Origin of the sequence: Streptomyces triticagri, from assembly GCF_003429565.1 — a bacterium.
GTDB lineage: Bacteria > Actinomycetota > Actinomycetes > Streptomycetales > Streptomycetaceae > Streptomyces > Streptomyces triticagri.
In genome coordinates this window covers 57,325-75,452 of sequence record NZ_QUAK01000068.1, presented here as the reverse complement: position 1 = coordinate 75,452, position 18,128 = coordinate 57,325, and the positions used below count along the sequence as shown (strand labels likewise).

Below are 18,128 nucleotides of genomic sequence, written 5' to 3'. Positions count from 1 at the left end.
GCCGCGGCGGGGGCGCCGGATGTCGTGGCACCGTTCGCCGCCGGGTCACCGGTCGTCTCCGCGGCCGCGCCCGCCGTCCACGCCGCGTGGTACACGGACGAGCCCGCGCCGCGGACCGTCGCGTACACCTCGCCGAGCCGGGCCCGGGCGGTCGGCTCTGCGCCGTGCGTGGCGGCCGCCCGCTCCAGGGCCCGTCCCGCGGCACCGAACGCCTCCGCCGCGACCAGTACGGCCGCCGTCCGGCCGGTCTCCGCGAGTGCGGCGGCCACCTCGCCGGCGTCGTCGCTGCCGAGCAATTCGGCTGTGCAGTCACGTAGTTCGATACGTGCGAGGGGGCGGGTGGGGTCGAGCGACGGCTGGCGGCAGCGGGTCAGCGGGGCCCGCGGGTGGAGCCCTGGGTGTGACGCGCGCTCCTCGGGGGGCGCGTCCGCGGCGGGGGCTGTGATGGCGGTATCGGTGCCTGTCGCGGTGACGCCGTCATCGGTGCCTGTGGCGGTATCGGTGGCGGTATCGGTGGCGATATCGGTGGCGGTATCGGTGGCGGTATCGGTGGCGGTGCCCGCACGCACACCGTCGTCGGCGCCGGCATCGGCACCGCCGTGCGCCTCCGTGCGTACCAGGAACAGCAGCGTGCGGGAGCGGGCGAAGCCGCCGGTGTGGGCCGCGACCAGGAGGACGTCGGCGGTGTGGCCGTCGAGGACCTGATCGGCCTGCCCGTACAGGCGCCAGCCGCCGTCCGCCGCCCCGGGCGTGTCCTGCCACCTGGCCTGCACGCCGCCCGCACGGCCGCCGCCCGACCATGGCTCGTCGCCCGCATCGCCGATCAGGCCGAGCGCGGCGGCCAGGCCGGATCCCGGTACGGCGAGTGCGGCGGTCAGCTCGCCGGAGGCGATCCGCGGCAGCAGCGCGCTGCGCTGCGCGTCCGTACCGAGCCGGGCCACCAGCGGGGCGACGAGCCCGCCCGTGGCGAGCGCCGGAGACGGGACCAGGTGGCGTCCCAATTCCGCGTGTCTCGAGGCCAGTTGGGCGAGCGTGCCGCCTCGGCCGCCGTACGCCTGCGGCAGCGCACACCCCGGCAGTGCGAGCCGCCGCGCGAGGGCCGAGCGGACGGCGGGTCCGTACCCGTCGGGGGTGGAACCGGCGCCGTTCCGGCCGCCCGGATCCGCCGCCGCCCCACCACCCGGCGGGCCCGCTGCCGCGCCGTGCTCGGCGAGCAGTTCGCGCAGGGTGCGGCGGATCTCGTCCTGTTCCGCGGTCAGGGCTGCATCCATCGACGGGCTCCTCCCGGGTCCGAAGACCGGATCTGACGGGCCGTCATGCTAGGGCCGGGCCCCGGAGATGCCCACCCCTGCGCCGGACCGGATCGAGGGACCCGCACGGGCCCGATCAGCAGACCTCGCCGCGCCCCCGCGCCGTGGCCCGCAGCAGATCGCGCACCAGATCGAGGTCCACCCGCTCCGGCGTACGGAAACGCAGACAGCCCTTGCCCATGTCCTGCCCCGCGAGGCGTTCCGCCATCGCGTCGCGCACATCGGCGCGCAGGAGGTAGAGGGAGATGTACTGCTTCTGGCTGGCCCAGCTGATCTCGAGGGTGCCGTCACGCTCGTAGCCGGGCATGCCGTACGCCATCACCTCGGTGAAGTCCGGGCCCAGTTCGGTGCGGCAGAGGTCGCGCAGGCGGGTGAGCACGTCGCGCCTCGCCTCGGAGGCCTCGGCGAGGTAGTCGTCCACGTCCCGTGCGTCGCTCTGCACCATGCGCCGAGTCTACGAAGGGCTGTCGGGGCCCGCGATACCTGATGTACCGTCAGATCCATGGCCGATCACCCCGCTCCTGCCGGGCCTGGGCCCGACCCCGACATACCGTCCGCGCGCACCCCTTCCCCCACGCCCTACGTACGCGCCCCCGGCCGCCGCGTCGCGGTCGCCGGGATCGCGCTCTCCGACTGCGGCCGGGTCGATGACGCCACCCCGTACCAGTTGCACGCGCAGGCCGCCCGGCGGGCGCTCGCCGACTCGGGGCTCGACCGGTCCGTGATCGACGGCTTCGCCTCCGCGGGGCTCGGCACGCTCGCGCCGGTCGAGGTCGCCGAGTACCTGGGCCTGAAGCCCACCTGGGTCGACTCGACCTCGGTGGGCGGCTCCACCTGGGAGGTGATGGCGGCCCACGCGGCCGACGCGATCGCCGCAGGCCGCGCCAAGGCCGTACTCCTCGTCTACGGCTCCACCGCACGGGCCGACATCAAGGCCGGCCGCCGCACCTCGAACCTGTCCTTCGGCGCGCGCGGCCCCTTGCAGTTCGAGGTCCCGTACGGCCATACCCTGATCGCCAAGTACGCGATGGCCGCCCGCCGCCACCAGCACACCTACGGGACGACCCTGGAGCAGCTGGCCGAGGTCGCCGTGCAGGCGCGGGCCAATGCCGCGCACAATCCGGAGGCGATGTACCGGACGCCGATCACCGTCGACGAGGTGCTGTCCGGGCCGATGATCGCCGATCCGTTCACCAAGCTGCACTGCTGCATCCGCAGCGACGGCGGCGCCGCCGTCCTGCTGGTCTCCGAGGAACTCGTGGCGGACTGCGCGAAGGACCCCGTCTGGGTGCTCGGCAGCGGCGAGCACGTCTCGCACACCACCATGTCCGAGTGGGACGACTTCACCGTCTCGTCGGCCGCGGTCAGTGGCCGGCTCGCCTTCGAACGCGCGGGCGTGCGCCCCACGGAGATCGATCTCGCCGAGCTCTACGACGCCTTCACCTACATGACCCTGGTGACCCTCGAGGACCTCGGTCTCTGCACCAAGGGCGAGGGCGGGGCGTTCGTCGAGAAGGGCCGGCTGCTGCGCGACGGCGACCTCCCCGTGAACACCGACGGCGGCGGACTCTCCGCCCAACACCCGGGCATGCGCGGCCTGTTCCTCGTCGTGGAGGCCGTACGGCAGCTGCGCGGCGAGGCGGGCGACGGCCAGGTCACCAAGGCCGGCGGCCGGCTTCCCGAGCTCGCGGTCGCCTCCGGCACGGGCGGCTGGTTCTGCTCCTCGGGGACGCTGGTGCTGGGGCGCGGCTGAGCGCTCCCGCGCGCTCCCGGGGGCGCGTGCGCTCGAACACTCCGTACGAGTGAAGTCGTGGGCCGGTCGGAATGGTCGCGGTGCGCCGGGAGTTCTCCGGCACAGACGCCTCCCGTCGGCTCGCTGCGCGGCCGGGAGGCCCGGACAGCGGCCCGCCGTACCGAAGGAGACTCCCGTGGCCCTCAGCCGAGACGAACGCGAGCAGTTCCTCGCCGAACCGCACATCGCCGCGCTCGCGGTGGACGCCGGCGAGGGCCGCGCACCACTCGCGGTCCCCATCTGGTACCAGTACGAGCCGGGCGGTGACGTATGGATCCTGACCGGCGCGGACTCCCGCAAGGCCCGTCTCATCGCCGCCGCCGGCCGCTTCACGCTCATGGTCGAGCACCTGGAGCCGACGATCCGGTACGTGTCGGTGGAGGGCCCCGTCATCGGCACCGAGCCGGCGACGCGGGAGCTCCTCGAGGAGCTCTCGGCGCGGTACCTGCCGGCGGAGAAGGTGCAGGGATACGTCGACTTCGCCTGGCGGGAGCACGGCGAGCAGGTGGTGATCCGGCTGCGCCCGGAGCGCTGGGTGGCCTCGGATCTGGGACAGATCTGAGACACCGATCCGGCCGTCCCGGCCTATCGGCAGGACAGGCCTCCGACCTAGGCTCGGGAGCCTTCCGGTCGACGGCAGAGACGCGGGAGGCATGAGTACGGGGGAACGGGTACGGGGGAACGGTTCGGGGGGAACGATGAACGACGCGCGGAGCACCGCCGAGGGGACGCACGACAGGCGGGTCGGACGGCTGGTGACGGCCGCCCTGGCCGGACTCGTGGCCCTGCTGCTCGCCGTGACCGGCTGCACGAGCGGGGACGGGGGCCGGGCCGAGCTGCCCGACGGGGACAAGGCGCCACGGCCGATCTCGTACGCCGAGAAGGCCCTGTGGACGGGGCGTGACCTCGGTCTGAAGCGGACGGTCGGCGCGGTGCTGCGCGGGCGCACCGCGGTGGTCACCGGAGACACCGCCGCACACCGCAGCCGCCTCGCCGTCGCCGATGCCGAGACCGGCGAGCTGCGCTGGTACGCGGACGGCGGCGATCCGCTGCGCGGCGGCGACGGCGCGGTGGTGGCGGGCGAGTACGAGAGCTATCTGGCCCGCCAGTTCGGGGACGCGGACGGCCGTCCTGTGGTGCTCGACGGTGCGGACGACGGACCGGTGGTCCTGGTGCCGTACTCCGAGGAGCGGGAGAACGGCGAGGAGAAGGTCCGCGGCATCGCCGCCCTGTCCCTGAAGGACGGGAGGGTCGGCTGGAAGCGGCCCTTGCTCAGGCCGAAGGCGGGCGACGCGGGCGACGACGTGCGCGATCAGGTCCTCACTCTGCTCGACGCGGACGACGGCACCGTGCTCGTGGGCGTCGGGGCGGACAAGAAGACGGCCCTGCGGACCGTGGCCCTGCGCGCCTCCGACGGCAAGGTCCGCTGGGAGTACGACGGCGAGGGCTCGGCCTCCTGGGCGTACCGCCTGGCCGGGGACACGGTGCTCGGCTCGTCCGGGAACACCGAGGGTGTGCCCTGGGAGGAGGAGTCGAGGCAGAGCGCGGTACTGGCCCTCGACGCACATACCGGCAAGGCGAAGTGGGACCTGGGCGACCGGTACGACACCTCGCGCCTGGCGGCCGTGGTGCCGGGGCGTGCCGTGCTGGTCACCGAGGGCGGCAGCGGGAGCGGGCCCGAGGAGCTGTCCCGGGTGGTGACCGTCGACACCCGTACCGGACGTGAACTGCAGGAGCTGGACGGCAAGTTCCGCACCTGCAGGTCCGACGGCGCATCGCTGATCGGCTGCATCGACACCGGCGACGGCTCCCTCGCGACCCTGCGCGCGCCGGCTTCCGGCGACCGGAAGGGCGACGCGGCTTCCGCGAAGGGCAGGGGCGAGGCGGATTCCGCAGAGGGCAAGGGCAAGGCAGCGTTCAAGGCGGTCGAGGCGGAGCGCAAGCCGGTCGACGGCGGGGACGGCGCCTCGTACAGCCTGGACGCCGTGCACGGGGACCGGCTGTATGTGAGCGGGGGCAAGGGCATCCGGGAGGAGGGGTACCGGCACGCGGCGGCGGACCGCGCGGGGAACGTGCTGCGTGACGAACTCCCCGGCGAGGCCCTCGCGTTCTCGTCCCGGTACACGGCGTTTCTGACTCTTCCGGAGCGGCAGGACACGGTGAGCGACGCCCGCGATCTGGTGGTGCACCGGGCGGCGACGGGCGAGCAGCGGCCGCCCGAGCCCCGCAAGGAGCGCAGCCCCGAGGTGACGCCGGTCGAGCACGGCGACCGGCCGCTGTGGTCCACCGGCGCCGGGCGCAACGGAATGCCGCAGGACCTCCCGGAGGGCGCCCTGGACAGCGGGCTCGGCACTCTGCAGCGCGTGGACCTGGCCGGCGGCGTCGTGATCTACGCGGGCGAACTGCGCGAGGACGACGACGTGTTCCGCATCGTCGTGGCCGATCCGCGCACGGGCAAGGAGCGCTGGCACCGGGACACCGGCAAGGACCTGGGCGAAGGCCTCCGCCTCGGCGGGAATCTGTCGATCCGCTCGGCCGTCGTCGGCGGGGAACTCGTCGTCGAGTACGGCAAGGAGGACTCCGAGGAGGAGGGCATCGCGGGCCTCTCGCTGCGTGACGGCAAGCTGAAGTGGCGGATCCGGCTCTCCGACACGGAGCGGGAGACGGCCTCGCTCGAGGGTTCCTCGGGCAGCACCGTGATCACCACGGTGACCGGCCGTGCGGACGGCGGCGGCGCCGACCGCGTGCGCACCCTCGCCCACGACGCGAAGTCCGGGCGCAAGCTCTGGGAGGCCGACGGGCTCGGGGCCCGGGGCATCACCGGAGAGCTGGTCGTCGCCGACCGGGCGGCGGACGGCCGGAGCAAGGTGGGGTACGGAGGCAAGGACTCCGGGTCCGTTGTCGCGGTCGGCCTGCGCGACGGCCGGAAGAAGTGGTCGTACGAGGCGAAGGAGCAGGGGACGACGGGCGCGCGGACCCGGTCGGTCTCGGACCGCGCGGTCATCGTCGGCCTGGGTGCGGACGGCTCGGAGAGTTCCGTGGTACTCACCCCGGACAGCGGCCGCCGGCTCACCCGCACCCTGATACCGCTGCTCGCGTGCAACGGCGGTGAGGAAGTCCGCGGCAAGAGCGCCCTGGTGGTGTGCACGGCGGGCCGCACCGGCGGATTGACGGCGAATCGCTTCCCGGTGACCGTCGAGATCGCCGCAGACGGGCGCAAGGCGACACTGCGCACCCTCCCGCGGCTCGCCGCGCTCGACGGATACGGCGCCACCGGGCGGTGGCTGCTGGCCGCCACGGACCGGCGGGACGAGACGAAGTACTACGCGTACGACGCCCGCGGCCGGCGGGTGGGCAAGGCCCTGCCCGGGTGGCTGCAGGAGACGGACGGCACGTACGGGATCTTCACTCGCGGGGACATCGGTCTCGAGCCGATCGGCTCGGGATCCGCCTTCGAGATACGGGAGTTGCGCGGACGCGGGTGACGCAGGGCGGCACGTACATGCCTTGACGAGCGGACCGGCGCTCAAGATCCCGGATCTTCATCGTGCACGGATCGTTCGGTGTGCACGGTGGTACGGATCGGCGCCAGCTCGGCGGCGCGGATAACCGGCTACATCGCCAAGGGCACCGCGGTCCGCGGCTATCTGCGGTGTGTGAACGACGTGGGGCACGTCTGGTACGAGATCACCGGGAATGAGCTGGACGAAGACCCGCGCTTCGTCTTCTCGGGCAACTTGTAGTCCACCGGCGGGAGTCGAACCCCGGCGTGCGGTGGCACGGACGCCGGGGGCCTGCGCTGTGGACGGCTGCTCTGCGCCGTGGGTGGCCGCTCGCCGAAACGGCTACCGAGCGGGGCGCTCCGGTCCTACGCTCGGGAGGGCGGGCGTGCGGCCGATGCGCCCGCGGCACGGGGGCGAGGCAAGTGCGGGGGAAACTGCTCGACGGCCGGTACCGGCTGGCGGAAGCCATCGGTGCGGGCGGCATGGGCGAGGTGTGGCGAGCCAGGGACGAGGAATTGGGACGCGAGGTCGCGGTCAAGGTCTTCGCGCCGGCCGGAGACGTGACCGGACCCGAGCGCGAGGAGCTCCTCGCCCGCTTCCGGCGCGAGGCGAGAGCGGCCGCGGCCCTCAGCAGTCCGCACATCGTCACCGTCTTCGACCACGGCACGGGCCACGCGGTGGCGGACGACGCCCGAGGGACGGCCGGTCCCGACGAGACGGCCGGTCCCGACGAGGCGGTCGGTCCCGACGATCGCTCCGGGGCCGATATCCCGTACCTCGTCATGGAGTTGCTGCCCGGCCGTTCCTTCCAGGAGGTGCTGCGCGACGACGGGCGCATCCCGCTCGACACCGCCCTGGAGTGGACCGAGCAGGTCTGCACCGCCCTGCAGGTCGCACACACCGCGGGCGTCGTCCACCGCGACATCAAACCCGGGAACCTGATGCTCGGCCCCGACGGCCGCGTCCAGGTCCTCGACTTCGGCATCGCGACTTTTCTGGACGGCCTGGAGTCGGCGTCCCGGCTCACCCGCACGGGACAGACGCCGCTCGGCAGCGTCCTCTACATGGCCCCCGAGCAGTTCCGCATGGAGCGCGGCGACGGACGCATCGACCTCTACGCACTCGGCTGTGTCCTGTACGAACTCCTCATCGGGCGGCCTCCGTTCGTCGGCCCCTCCGCCGGCGTCATGTACAACCACCTCACGGACAAGCCTCTGCTCCCGAGCCGCGCCCGGCCCGAACTCCCGCCCGTGGTCGACCGGTTGATCCTCCAGCTGATGGCGAAGCTTCCTCAGGAACGCCCGGCGGACGCCGCGGAGGCCTTGCAGCGGGTGCGGGAGGCACGGGAGAGCGCCACCGCGACGGCCGCCGAGCCCCGTCCCGTACGACCGGACCCGGACCCGGCCGAGGAGCCCGATCCAGCGCCCGATCCGGATCCCGATCCCGCGCCACCGCCCCAGCCGGCGCCACCGCCCCAGCCCGCGCCACCGCCCGCGCCCCGTGCCGCACGTCCGACCCCGCCGTACCGCCCCGCCCGCACGGATCTGAGCACCGCCGAGCGCAAGCGGCGGCACAACGAGGTGCTGAACGCCTCGCCGGATCCGTACGGGGAGCGGGGCATCGACTCGCGGCGCGTCCAGCGCATCCGCAGCCATGACGAGTCGGTCCGGGGGCCCGATCCGTACGAGGAGCCGCAGCGTGCGGGACAGGGCAGTCGTCTCGGCGCCTCGATCCTCCTCATGTTCGTCGTATGCCTCATGTTCGCGCCGTCGATCTACAGCGACTGGGAGCGGGACAAGCGCGGCGACACCGGCAGTGAAGTGGACGACTCCGATACGGACCTCGACTGGGGCGACGAAGACGGAACCGACGACGAATACGGGGCGGACGACGAGGACGGGACGGACGACGAAGGCGCCGCAGGCCTGGGCGGGTCGGGCGGCCCGCCCACCATCGCCGTGATCACCAGCGCGCCCGACACCGGCAAGGCGGGGGAGACCAAGCAGTCGTTCCTGGCACGTGAGCTGCGCAAGGCGCTCCGTGACAAGGTCGAGGATCCGCCGAAGGTTGTCGAGAAGCGGGTCGAGCGCCCCCAGGACTTCGACGCGCTGTTGGACCCGGACGAGAGGATTCCGGGCTTGATCGCCGTGGTCGGCGAGACGTCGCCCGAGCTCGTCGAGCAGTCGTCCGTACCGGTGATCAGCACCTGCCACCAGTCCTCCGCGCCGGTCTCCGGCCTGTCTCCGCAGAGCCTCAACCTGCTGCCCACCGTGGAGGACCAGGCCATGCAACTCTCCGCGCACCTGAGTCGAGTGCTCGGCACCAAGAAGCTGCTCGTCCTGTCCGACTACGTGGAAGGCGACGGCTTGGCCGGGTCGCTGCTCGCGGAGTTCAAGGACTCGGCGCGCGGGGCCACCGGCAGCGCCGGCTACCTGGAGCAGACCAGGTCGGTCGCGGCGGCACGGGCCGTCCTCGAGAAGCGAAAGCCCGACACCGTGGTCATCGACGCCCCGGACGAGAAGGCCGGGTTCACCGCGAGCAGGCTGAGGGCGGCGGGTTTCGACGGCAAGATCATGATCAACGACCAGCCGGACGCGAAGAATCCGGCGGACCGCTGTTCGGCCGGCGGCAAGGAGACGAACGGGACGGCACCGGAGGGCACCTTCCGCTTCCGTTCCGTCTCGCGCTTCGTGACGGGCCAGTCGTGCTCGCCCGCCCACCCGGATTTCTGCCGGAAGGCGAAGGCGCTGCCGCACCGTCGAGGCGCGATCGACGAGTACCGCGCCGCGCGGCTCACCGCGCGCATCGTCGGCGCACTCGATCCGGACCGACCGGCCCGCGAGGCCGCCATCGAATTCACCACCGAGCTGGACCAGCACACCGTCGAGACCGTCAACGGCTCCTACGTGCCACGCGACTCCTACTCGACGGCGATGGTCCCGCTCTGGCTCGACCGGCTCGAGGGCGGCACCTGGAAGCAGGTGGGACAGCTGCCCACCGCGCCGTAGCGCGGCGCCCGCGAGCGCAGCGCCCGCGCCGGTGAGTGCGGTTGGATGACGTCATGGACCAGGGACAGCAGCACGCGCAGGACCCCCAGCCCCGCCAGACCGAATTCCGCCGGCTGCTGCGTGAACAGCGCGTGTGGGACATCGAGTTGCCCGGGTTCGACCCGGGTTCCGCGCCGGCGGATCCGCTCGCCCTCTTCCACGACTGGTTCGCCGAGGCCGTCGCCGCGAGGCAGACCGAACCGCACACCATGGCACTCGCCACGGCCGACGCGGCGGGCCACCCCGACGTCCGTACGGTGATGCTGCACGACGCGGACGAGCACGGCTGGCACTTCGCCACCCACGCCGGCAGCCGCAAGGGCCGCCAGCTCGCCGAACGCCCGGAGGCCGCCCTGCACTTCTACTGGCCCGCCCGCGGACGCCAGATCCGCCTCCGCGGCCGGGTCACGACCGCGCCTCCGGCCGCGGCACTCGCCGATCTGCACGCCCGGTCCACCGGCGCGCTGGCCGCCGCGCTCGTCGGCCACCAGAGCGAAGTACTGGATTCACCGGCCGAGTTGGCGCGGGCGTCGGAGGCCGCCTGGCAGTACGCGCGGAGCAATCCGGCCGCCGATGTGCCGACCTGGACGCTGTACGCGCTCGCCCCCGACGAGGTCGAGTTCTTCCAGGGCGACGCACGGCGCCGGCACATCCGCCTCACGTACGCACGTACCGCGGAAGGCGATTGGCAGCGCACACTGCTGTGGCCGTAGGGCTGCCAGTCGTTCAGCCCTACCTGGCTGCTGTGGCCGTAGAGCTGCAGGCCGTTCAGCCCTACCTGACCGCTGCGGCCCTAGAGCTGCCAGTCGTTCATCCCTCCCGGCGGCCGGCCGATGAGCGGCCCAGGAATGCCGCCGCGGCAAGCGCCGCCGCCGGGACCGCGGCGATGCCGATGAGGGCCGACTGGCCGTCGCGGGCGCGGTCGCAGTAGCGGGCGACCTCGTTCACCACGGCGGTGCGCAGGCGCAGGCGCTCCTCCGCGTCCGCGCCGTCGGTCGATCCGGGCAGTTCGCCCTCGACCACGTCGAAGCCGCGGTGCGGCGAGCTGCCGAGCTCGGCGGGCCCGGGCGTGCCGCCCCAGCTCACACCCACACCCCAGAGCAGCGGCTCGCACCTGGCCTCGAACCCGTAACTCCCGCTCTGTGCCTTGCCGAACTCGAAGTCCGGGCCTGCGCAGAAGGTCCACACCATCCACCCGAACAGGGCGGCCGAGACCAGGCCGCAGACGATTCGGGCCCGCTGCCCCACGGTCACGTCCCCTGTCCGCCGCCCGTGAAGGCGATCACCGCGAAGTCCCGGACGGGACGGTATCCGAGGCGCTGGTAGAGGCTGTTGGAGGTCGGGTTGGCGAGGTCGGTGAAGAGGAGCACCTCATCGGCGCCAGTGGCCCGCGCCATCCGGCTGACCTCGGCGGTGACCGCGCCCGCGTATCCGCGGCCGCGCAGTTCGCGCGGGGTGTAGACGGGCGCGATCCGCACCTGGCCGGCGGTCTCCCGGGTGCGGCCCGCCATCGCGAGCGGCTCCGGCACCCCGGAGGCGTCCGGCTCGCCCTCCCAGAGGGTGAGTCCGCCGTATGCGAGGCGCCGGTCGACCCACTCCCCCGGGTCGGCGCTGTCGCCGTGCCCCGCGCCCTGCACGAATTCGGTGTACCAGCGCATCAGAAGGCCCCGGTCCGCCCGGGTGGCGATCCGGGCCCGGCCCGGTGGTGCGGGCACCGGAGGACTGAGCACGCCGAGCCGGTAGAGGCGCTGGTGGAACTGGAGTTCCGAGCCGCAGCCGGACTGTTCGTACCAGGCGCCGGCGAAGGCCTCGGCCGTCGCGAACACGCCTGAGACGCCGTCGAGTTCCTCACCTTCGAGATGTCCGGCCAGCTCCGCGGCAGCGGCGGCGCTCACCGCGCTCAGCTGGAGCGGATGCGGCGGTGTCCACACGAACGCCCCGATGACATCCCCTGCGGCGTCCGTCCGGTCGCCGAACAGCGGCGCGCGCTGCCCATAGGCGTCGAGCCCGGCCGTCCGCAGCGTGTCCAGGACGCTCAGCAGTACGGTGTGCAGCGCCGGCTCGGCCGTCAGGAACTCCCCGGCCCGCCCGAGGAACACGTCCGGGTCCCCGGTGAAGTGCCACTGCTCCCCCTCCGGCGGCAGTTCCCCGCCCGGACCGCGCGCCTCGCGCTGCTTGTCGCCCCGCTCATCGCCCTGTTGCTCCGCCCCACCCGGCTGCTGTTCCGCGTACGAGTCCATGCTTCATGATCCCCGGCTTCGACGCCTGCCGCACGCGACTTCTCACTACCTCCCCCGGGCTCATCCCTCGGCTGGTACCTCGGGCCGGAACACGGGGATCGCGAAGTCCTCCTCCCGGCGGAAGCCGACGGTCAGCGGCATACCGACGGCGAGCGCGTCCGCGGGCGCCTCGACGAGCTCCGTCATCATCCGCGGCCCCTCCGCGAGGTCGACGACCGCGGCGACGTACGGGGTGCGGGTGCCGAAGGGCGGCAGGTCGTTGCGGTGGACCGTGGACCAGGTGTAGAGCGTGGCGCGGCCGGAGGCCGGCTCCCAGTCGACGTCGTCGCTCCAGCAGTGCGGGCAGAACTCGCGCGGGTAGTGGTGCGCGCGACCGCAGGCGCGGCAGCGGCGCAGCAGGAGACGGCCGTCGGCCGCGGCGTCCCAGTAGGCCCGGGTGAAGGCGTCGGGCTCGGGGAGGTCGTGGCGCGGGGTGGGGGTGGGTGCCGGCATCAGAAGAGTCCGATCGCGCTGTCGAGCGACCAGGTCTGCCAGGACATGCCGAGGAGGGCGACCAGGGAGATCAGCGCCATCATCGAGTTCTGTCCCTGCTCGGCCCAGTCGTGGATCATCAGGACGAGGTAGAGGAGGTTCAGGAGGAGGCCGCCGATCAGGGCGACCGGGGTCAGCAGGCCGAGCACCAGGCCCAGGCCCAGCGCGAGTTCGGCGTACACGACGATGTACGCCATGGCCTTGGGGCGGGGTTCGACGACGGCGCGGAAGCCGCGGGTGACGAACGGCCACCGGTGCTTGCCGGCCACGTCGGCGGCCCAGGCGATACCGGTGCCGCGCTCGAACCAGGCCTTGCGGTCCTTGTGGCGCCAGCTCTCCAGCCACCACAGGCCGAGCCCGATGCGCAGCACGGCCAGCCATTCCGCGCCGCTGAGCCAGATCGTCTGCATGCGGTGTCCCCTGTCCCCTCGTGCGTCGGTCCCCTCGTGCGTCCGCTCCTGCGTCCCCTCGTGGAGATCGCCGGTACGCGGGATCTGACGGTACGTCAGTTCAGATGCCGGGACCAGAGGGTCGACCGAGGGGGCCGGCACACGGAACCGCCGTGATCAATTCGCAATCGGTTTCCCCGTTGACCCGGCCACATCAACGCCGCTGGTCAGTACGCTCCCGAACATGAACGACGTACCGCAGCTCCACCAGGACCGCCCCGTGCACATCATCGGGGGCGGTCCGGGCGGCCTGGCGGCTGCCGCCGCGCTGCGGGCCCACGGGGTGCGCGCGGTGGTCCTGGAGAAGTCGGACTCCGTCGGCGCCTCCTGGCGCCGGCACTACGACCGCCTCCACCTGCACACCACCCGGGCGCGCTCGGCCCTGCCGGGTCTTGCCATGCCGCGTTCGTTCGGCCGCTGGGTCGCCCGGGACGATGTGGTGCGGTACCTGGAGAAGTACGCCGAGTACCACGAACTCGAAGTCGTCACGGGCGTCGAGGTCTCCCGGGTGGTACGTGCGGCGGACGGCGAGGGCTGGGTGCTGCACGCCACCGGCGGCCGTGAACTCACCGCGTCCGAGGTGGTGGTGGCCACCGGCTACAACCACACGCCCCGGATCCCGGACTGGCCGGGCCGCGACACGTACAAGGGCGAGCTGCTGCACGCGGGCGAGTACCGCAACCCCGCCCCGTACGCGGGCCGGGACGTCCTGGTCGTCGGCGTGGGCAACACCGGGGCCGAGATAGCCGTAGACCTGGTGGAGGGCGGCGCGGCGCGGGTACGGCTCGCGGTGCGCACCGCTCCGCACATCGTGCGCCGTTCCACGGCCGGCTGGCCCGCACAGCTGACCGGCATCCTGTGCCGGCGCCTCCCGGTCGGCCTGGTCGACCGGATCGCGCCGCGCGTCGCCCGGCTCAGCGTGCCCGACCTCGCCGAACACGGGCTGCCGCGGCCGGACACCGGCCTGTACACCCGGGTCAAGGAGGGGGCGATCCCGGTGCAGGACGTCGGCCTGATCGCGGCCGTGCAGTCCGGGAAGGTCGAACCGGTCGCCGCCGTCGAGGAGTTCGACGACGGCGCGGTGGTCCTCGCGGACGGGTCGCGGATCGAGCCCGACGTGGTGATCGCCGCGACCGGCTACGACCGCGCCCTGGAGGGCCTGCTCGGCGACCTCGATGTGCTCGACGCCCGCGGCCGCCCCGTCACACACGGCGCCCGCAGCCCGCACCAGGCCCCCGGCCTGTACTTCACGGGCTTCACCAACCCGATCAGCGGCATGCTCCGTGAGATGGCGATGGACGCCGAGAAAATCGCGAAGCACATCGCGCGGGGGACGTCACGGGCGGCGCGGGCGCAAGGCCGATGAACGGGTGAACCGGCGCTGCGGCCAGNCGGGCGGCGCGGGCGCAAGGCCGATGAACGGGTGAACCGGCGCTGCGGCCAGGTCCTGTCCGGCGGATCTTCGCGGGTCAGCTCGCGGCTCCCCCAGCCTCCGGCCGGGAGGTGCCCCCAGGTGCGTGCTCTGGGGGTCCCCCCCGGCCGAAGGCTGGGGGAGTGCGCCCGGATCGCCCTCGTACTGGACGCACTCGGGTGATTCGGGCGTGCGGCGAGTGGGGGTTCCCCCGGCCGGAGGCTGGGGGAACGTGCCAGGCGCCGCGAGCCCGCGAAGATCCGCCGGACAGGACCTGGGGCATGTCCGCAAAGTCCTGTGCGGACATGCTCCAGGAGCGTCTCCCCGAGGCCGACCCGCATCGCTCGCCCGTGTCGCGTTCCGGGAGCGTGCCCCGCGGGTACGGACTCTTCGAGATCGGTACCCCCGGTACCGATTCCCGTCGACCGCCGAGGTCCGCCCCGCCCTCGTCCGCCGTCCCGCCGACCGCAAGTCTTTGCTCGCCGACCTGTTCCTGACGGAGCGTCAGTTCAGTAATCTGACTAAGTGTCAGCTCTGCAGGCCGTTACCACAGGAGGCGGGCGTCAGCGATGCTTGGATCGACCCACGGCACCCTCACCACCGACCCCCGTCCGGCCCAGGTCGTGGCCTGCGGCGAGCGTTCCGCGCCCGCGGTGCACAGCACCGCGACGGCACCGGGCACCGGCGACGCACTGGATGTGAGCGGACGCCCGCTGCACGCCGATGTGCCCGACCTGGACCGCTTCTTCCGTCCCGAATCCGTCGCGGTCATCGGTGCGTCCGACGCCGAGGGCCGCCCCAACTCCGGTATCACCCGGCAGCTGATCGCCTGGGCCGAGCGGGTCGGCGCCCGGCTGCACCCCGTCCATCCGACGCGCGAGAGCGTCTACGGAATCCCCTGCTCCACCTCCGTCGCCGAACTGCCCGAGCAGGTGGACCTCGCCGTACTCCTGGTCGGTGACCCGCTGCCCGTGGTGCAGGAACTGGCCGAGGCCAAGGTCAAGTTCGCCGTCGCCTTCGCCTCCGGATTCGCCGAGACCGGGGAGGAGGGCGCGGTCGCCCAGACCCGGCTCGCCGCCGCCGTGGAGCGCTCCGGCATCCGGCTCCTCGGCCCCAACACCAACCTCAACGCCTTCGAGAAGTTCCGCGACGACCTCGAAGGACCGGCAATCGCCCTGATCACCCAATCCGGCCATCAGGGCCGCCCGGTCTTCACCCTGCAGGAGCTCGGCATCCGCCTCTCCCACTGGGCCCCGACGGGGAACGAGGCCGATCTGGAGACCGCCGACTTCCTCTCCTACTTCGCGGACCAGCCGGAGGTCGGCGCCATCGCCTGCTATGTGGAGGGGCTCAAGGACGGCCGCTCCTTCCTGCTCGCCGCCGACCACGCGGCACGGCGCGGCGTCCCTGTGGTGGCGGTGAAGGTGGGCCGTACCGAGACCGGCGCCCGCACCGCCGCCTCACACACCGGAAAGCTCACCGGCGCCGACACCGTGGTGGACGCGGCCATGCGGCAGTTCGGCGTGATCCGGGTCGACGGACTCGACGAACTCCAGGACACCGCGGCCCTGTTGGCCCGTGCGCGCAAGCCGCAGGCGGACGGTGTCGTGGTGTATTCGATCTCGGGCGGCACGGGCGCACACTTCGCGGACCTGGCCACCGAGGCCGGGCTTCACCTCCCCACGCTCTCCGCCGAGCGGCAGAGCGAGCTGCACCAGTGGATACCCGACTACCTGAACGTCGCGAACCCGGTCGACAACGGCGGGCACCCCGTGGGCGACTGGCGGGGCCGCCGCATCATCGACTCGATACTCGACGACCCCGAGGTGGGCGTCCTGATCTGCCCGATCACCGGCCCCTTCCCGCCGATGAGCGATCGGCTCGCGCAGGATCTGGTGGACGCGGCGGAGCGCACCGACAAGCTGGTCTGCGTCGTGTGGGGCTCGCCCCTCGGCACCGAGGAGGCCTATCGCACGACGCTGCTCGGCTCCTCCCGGGTCGCCACCTTCCGTACCTTCGCCAACTGCATCGGGGCCGTACGCGCCCATCTGGAACACCACCGCTTCACCCAGGGCTATGTCTCGCCCTTCGACGACGCACCCCGCGCCCTCTCCCCCTCCTTCCGCAAGGCCCAGTCGCTGATGCGGCCCGGCCGGCAGCTCAGCGAGCACGCGGGCAAGCAGCTGCTCCGCGCCTACGGCATCCGGGTGCCGCGTGAGCAGCTGGTGACCAGTGCCGCGGCCGCGGTGCGCGCGGCGGGTCTGGTCGGCTATCCGGTGGTCATGAAGGCCTCCGGCGCACACCTCGCGCACAAGACCGAACTCGGCCTGGTCAAGGTCGGATTGACCTCGGCCAGTCAGGTCCGCGACGCCTATCGCGAGCTCACCGACATCGCCCGCTACGAGGGTGTCGAGCTCGACGGCGTACTGGTCTGCCAGATGGTCGAGCGGGGTGTCGAGATGGTCGTCGGCGTCACCCCCGATCCGCTCTTCGGGCCGACCGTGACCGTGGGGCTCGGCGGTGTGCTCGTCGAGGTGCTGCGGGACGCGGCCGTGCGCGTGCCGCCCTTCGGCGAGGACCAGGCCAGGGCGATGCTGCGGGAGCTGCGCGGCCACTCCCTGCTGGGGGGCGTACGAGGCGCGCCGCCCGCCGATGTGGACGCACTCGTCGAGGTGATCCTGCGGGTGCAGCGGATGGCCCTCGAACTCGGCGACGACCTCGCCGAACTGGACATCAACCCGCTCATGGTGCTGCCGCGGGGACAGGGCGCGGTGGCGCTCGACGCGCTCGCCGTCTGTCACTGAGCGAGCCACCGAGTCCGCCGGCGAGGCGGCGGGGCGCGCCCCGGACCGCGCCCCGCCCCACCACCCGCGCCCACGCCCACTCCCGCGCAGTACGAAACGGAGCCACCCCACGATGCCGCCCACTCCCACACCCACGCCGCCGACTCCCTCCACCCCTGAACCGAATCCCCGCGCCACCGCTGACTCCGACGCCTCCTCATTGGTACTCCACGCCACTGACAACGGCGTCTCGTGGATCACCCTGAACCGCCCCGAGGCCATGAACGCCGTCACTCTCGACCAGCGCGCCCGCATCATCGACCTGCTCGCCGACGCCTCCGCGGACCCGGACGTACGAGCCGTGGTGATCACCGCTACGGGCAGGGGCTTCTGCGCGGGCGCGGACCTGAGGACCGGCGCGGCGACACCGGCCGGCGAGCAGGTGCCGGGCGATGTGGCGCGCACCGTCCGGCGCGGCGCGCAGCGCTTCATCGCCGCGGTGCAGGACTGCGAGAAGCCGGTGATCGCCGCCGTGAACGGCACCGCGGCGGGCATCGGCGCCCATCTGGCGTTCGCCTGCGATCTGGTGCTCGCGGCGGAGGGGGCCCGGTTCATCGAGGTGTTCGTGCGGCGTGGTCTGGTGCCGGACGGCGGCGGTGCGTATCTGCTGCCGCGGCTGATCGGGCCGCAGCGCGCCAAGGAGCTGATGTTCTTCGGCGACGCGCTGCCGGCCGCGGACGCGGAACGCCTCGGCCTGGTGAACCGGGTGGTCCCGGCTGCGGAGTTGGAGAAGACGGCCCGGGAGTGGGCGGAGCGGCTCGCACAGGGCCCGACCCGTGCCATCGCCCTCACCAAGGAGCTGGTCAACGCCTCGCTCGACACGGACCGCAGTACGGCGTTCGCGGCGGAGGCGGCGGCGCAGGAGATCAACATGACCACGGCGGACGCGCAGGAAGGCGTCGCGAGCTTCGTGGAACGCAGGGCGGCGGTGTACCGGGGCCGGTAGAAGCGCGGGGTGTTGCTTGCGGCGGGCGGACCGGCGCACCTGTCGAGCCCTTCCCA

At 72.9% G+C, this 18,128-nt stretch carries 15 protein-coding genes; 9 read left to right on the top strand and 6 right to left on the bottom strand.

Going from position 1 to position 18,128, the window contains the following annotated elements:
• Together DY218_RS12605 and DY218_RS12600 are read right to left on the bottom strand one after the other, a co-directional pair.
• Window positions 1-1,271 (bottom strand): acyl-CoA dehydrogenase family protein (locus tag DY218_RS12605; protein WP_128556069.1); only part of this gene is annotated, 1,271 nt, incomplete at its 3' end.
• Between the two features lie 115 nt (window positions 1,272-1,386).
• Complete coding sequence (locus DY218_RS12600; RefSeq protein WP_128556068.1) at window positions 1,387-1,755, bottom strand: iron chaperone; 369 nt, start codon at window positions 1,753-1,755, stop codon at window positions 1,387-1,389.
• Between the two features lie 57 nt (window positions 1,756-1,812).
• Between DY218_RS12600 and DY218_RS12595 the strand changes: the two genes are divergently transcribed.
• From DY218_RS12595 to DY218_RS12570, 6 genes are all read left to right on the top strand, one after another.
• Window positions 1,813-3,063 carry a thiolase C-terminal domain-containing protein gene (locus DY218_RS12595; RefSeq protein WP_128556067.1) on the top strand — a complete coding sequence of 417 codons (1,251 nt, stop codon included), beginning with the start codon at window positions 1,813-1,815 and terminating at the stop codon, window positions 3,061-3,063.
• 175 nt (window positions 3,064-3,238) lie between these two features.
• Window positions 3,239-3,664 carry a pyridoxamine 5'-phosphate oxidase family protein gene (locus DY218_RS12590; RefSeq protein ID WP_128556066.1) on the top strand — a complete coding sequence of 142 codons (426 nt, stop codon included), beginning with the start codon at window positions 3,239-3,241 and terminating at the stop codon, window positions 3,662-3,664.
• A 136-nt stretch (window positions 3,665-3,800) separates the two neighbouring features.
• Window positions 3,801-6,587: an outer membrane protein assembly factor BamB family protein gene (locus DY218_RS12585; RefSeq protein ID WP_158574028.1), complete on the top strand. Its 2,787-nt coding sequence runs from the start codon at window positions 3,801-3,803 to the stop codon at window positions 6,585-6,587.
• Window positions 6,588-6,665: 78 nt separating this feature from the next.
• Entirely contained in the window at window positions 6,666-6,845 is a 180-nt protein-coding gene (locus tag DY218_RS12580; protein WP_128556064.1) for a hypothetical protein, read from the top strand.
• Window positions 6,846-7,027: 182 nt separating this feature from the next.
• Window positions 7,028-9,613 carry a bifunctional serine/threonine-protein kinase/ABC transporter substrate-binding protein gene (locus tag DY218_RS12575; protein ID WP_128556063.1) on the top strand — a complete coding sequence of 862 codons (2,586 nt, stop codon included), beginning with the start codon at window positions 7,028-7,030 and terminating at the stop codon, window positions 9,611-9,613.
• Between the two features lie 53 nt (window positions 9,614-9,666).
• Window positions 9,667-10,365: a pyridoxine/pyridoxamine 5'-phosphate oxidase gene (locus tag DY218_RS12570; RefSeq protein WP_128556062.1), complete on the top strand. Its 699-nt coding sequence runs from the start codon at window positions 9,667-9,669 to the stop codon at window positions 10,363-10,365.
• Window positions 10,366-10,462: 97 nt separating this feature from the next.
• Here DY218_RS12570 and DY218_RS12565 read toward each other — a convergent pair whose 3' ends face one another.
• The 4 genes from DY218_RS12565 to DY218_RS12550 are packed head-to-tail and all read right to left on the bottom strand — an operon-like array spanning window position 10,463 to window position 12,833.
• On the bottom strand, window positions 10,463-10,906 hold the full coding sequence (locus DY218_RS12565; protein WP_128556061.1) for a hypothetical protein: 444 nt from the start codon (window positions 10,904-10,906) through the stop codon (window positions 10,463-10,465).
• Entirely contained in the window at window positions 10,903-11,892 is a 990-nt protein-coding gene (locus DY218_RS12560) for a GNAT family N-acetyltransferase (RefSeq protein ID WP_128556060.1), read from the bottom strand. Before DY218_RS12560 ends, DY218_RS12565 begins: the two co-directional genes overlap by 4 nt.
• Window positions 11,893-11,952: 60 nt before the next feature.
• Window positions 11,953-12,384 carry a Zn-ribbon domain-containing OB-fold protein gene (locus DY218_RS12555; RefSeq protein WP_128556059.1) on the bottom strand — a complete coding sequence of 144 codons (432 nt, stop codon included), beginning with the start codon at window positions 12,382-12,384 and terminating at the stop codon, window positions 11,953-11,955.
• Window positions 12,384-12,833: a DoxX family membrane protein gene (locus tag DY218_RS12550; protein WP_128556058.1), complete on the bottom strand. Its 450-nt coding sequence runs from the start codon at window positions 12,831-12,833 to the stop codon at window positions 12,384-12,386. The genes DY218_RS12555 and DY218_RS12550 overlap by 1 nt, the downstream gene beginning before the upstream one ends.
• Window positions 12,834-13,056: 223 nt before the next feature.
• Here DY218_RS12550 and DY218_RS12545 point away from each other — a divergent pair, with 223 nt between their 5' ends.
• The 3 genes from DY218_RS12545 to DY218_RS12535 all read left to right on the top strand — a co-directional run bounded on the left by DY218_RS12545 (window position 13,057) and on the right by DY218_RS12535 (window position 18,072).
• Window positions 13,057-14,238: a flavin-containing monooxygenase gene (locus DY218_RS12545; RefSeq protein WP_128556057.1), complete on the top strand. Its 1,182-nt coding sequence runs from the start codon at window positions 13,057-13,059 to the stop codon at window positions 14,236-14,238.
• A gap of 614 nt (window positions 14,239-14,852) precedes the next feature.
• Entirely contained in the window at window positions 14,853-17,087 is a 2,235-nt protein-coding gene (locus DY218_RS12540; protein ID WP_128556056.1) for an acetate--CoA ligase family protein, read from the top strand.
• Between the two features lie 112 nt (window positions 17,088-17,199).
• Window positions 17,200-18,072 carry an enoyl-CoA hydratase/isomerase family protein gene (locus tag DY218_RS12535; protein WP_128556055.1) on the top strand — a complete coding sequence of 291 codons (873 nt, stop codon included), beginning with the start codon at window positions 17,200-17,202 and terminating at the stop codon, window positions 18,070-18,072.
• Window positions 18,073-18,128: the final 56 nt, after the last annotated feature.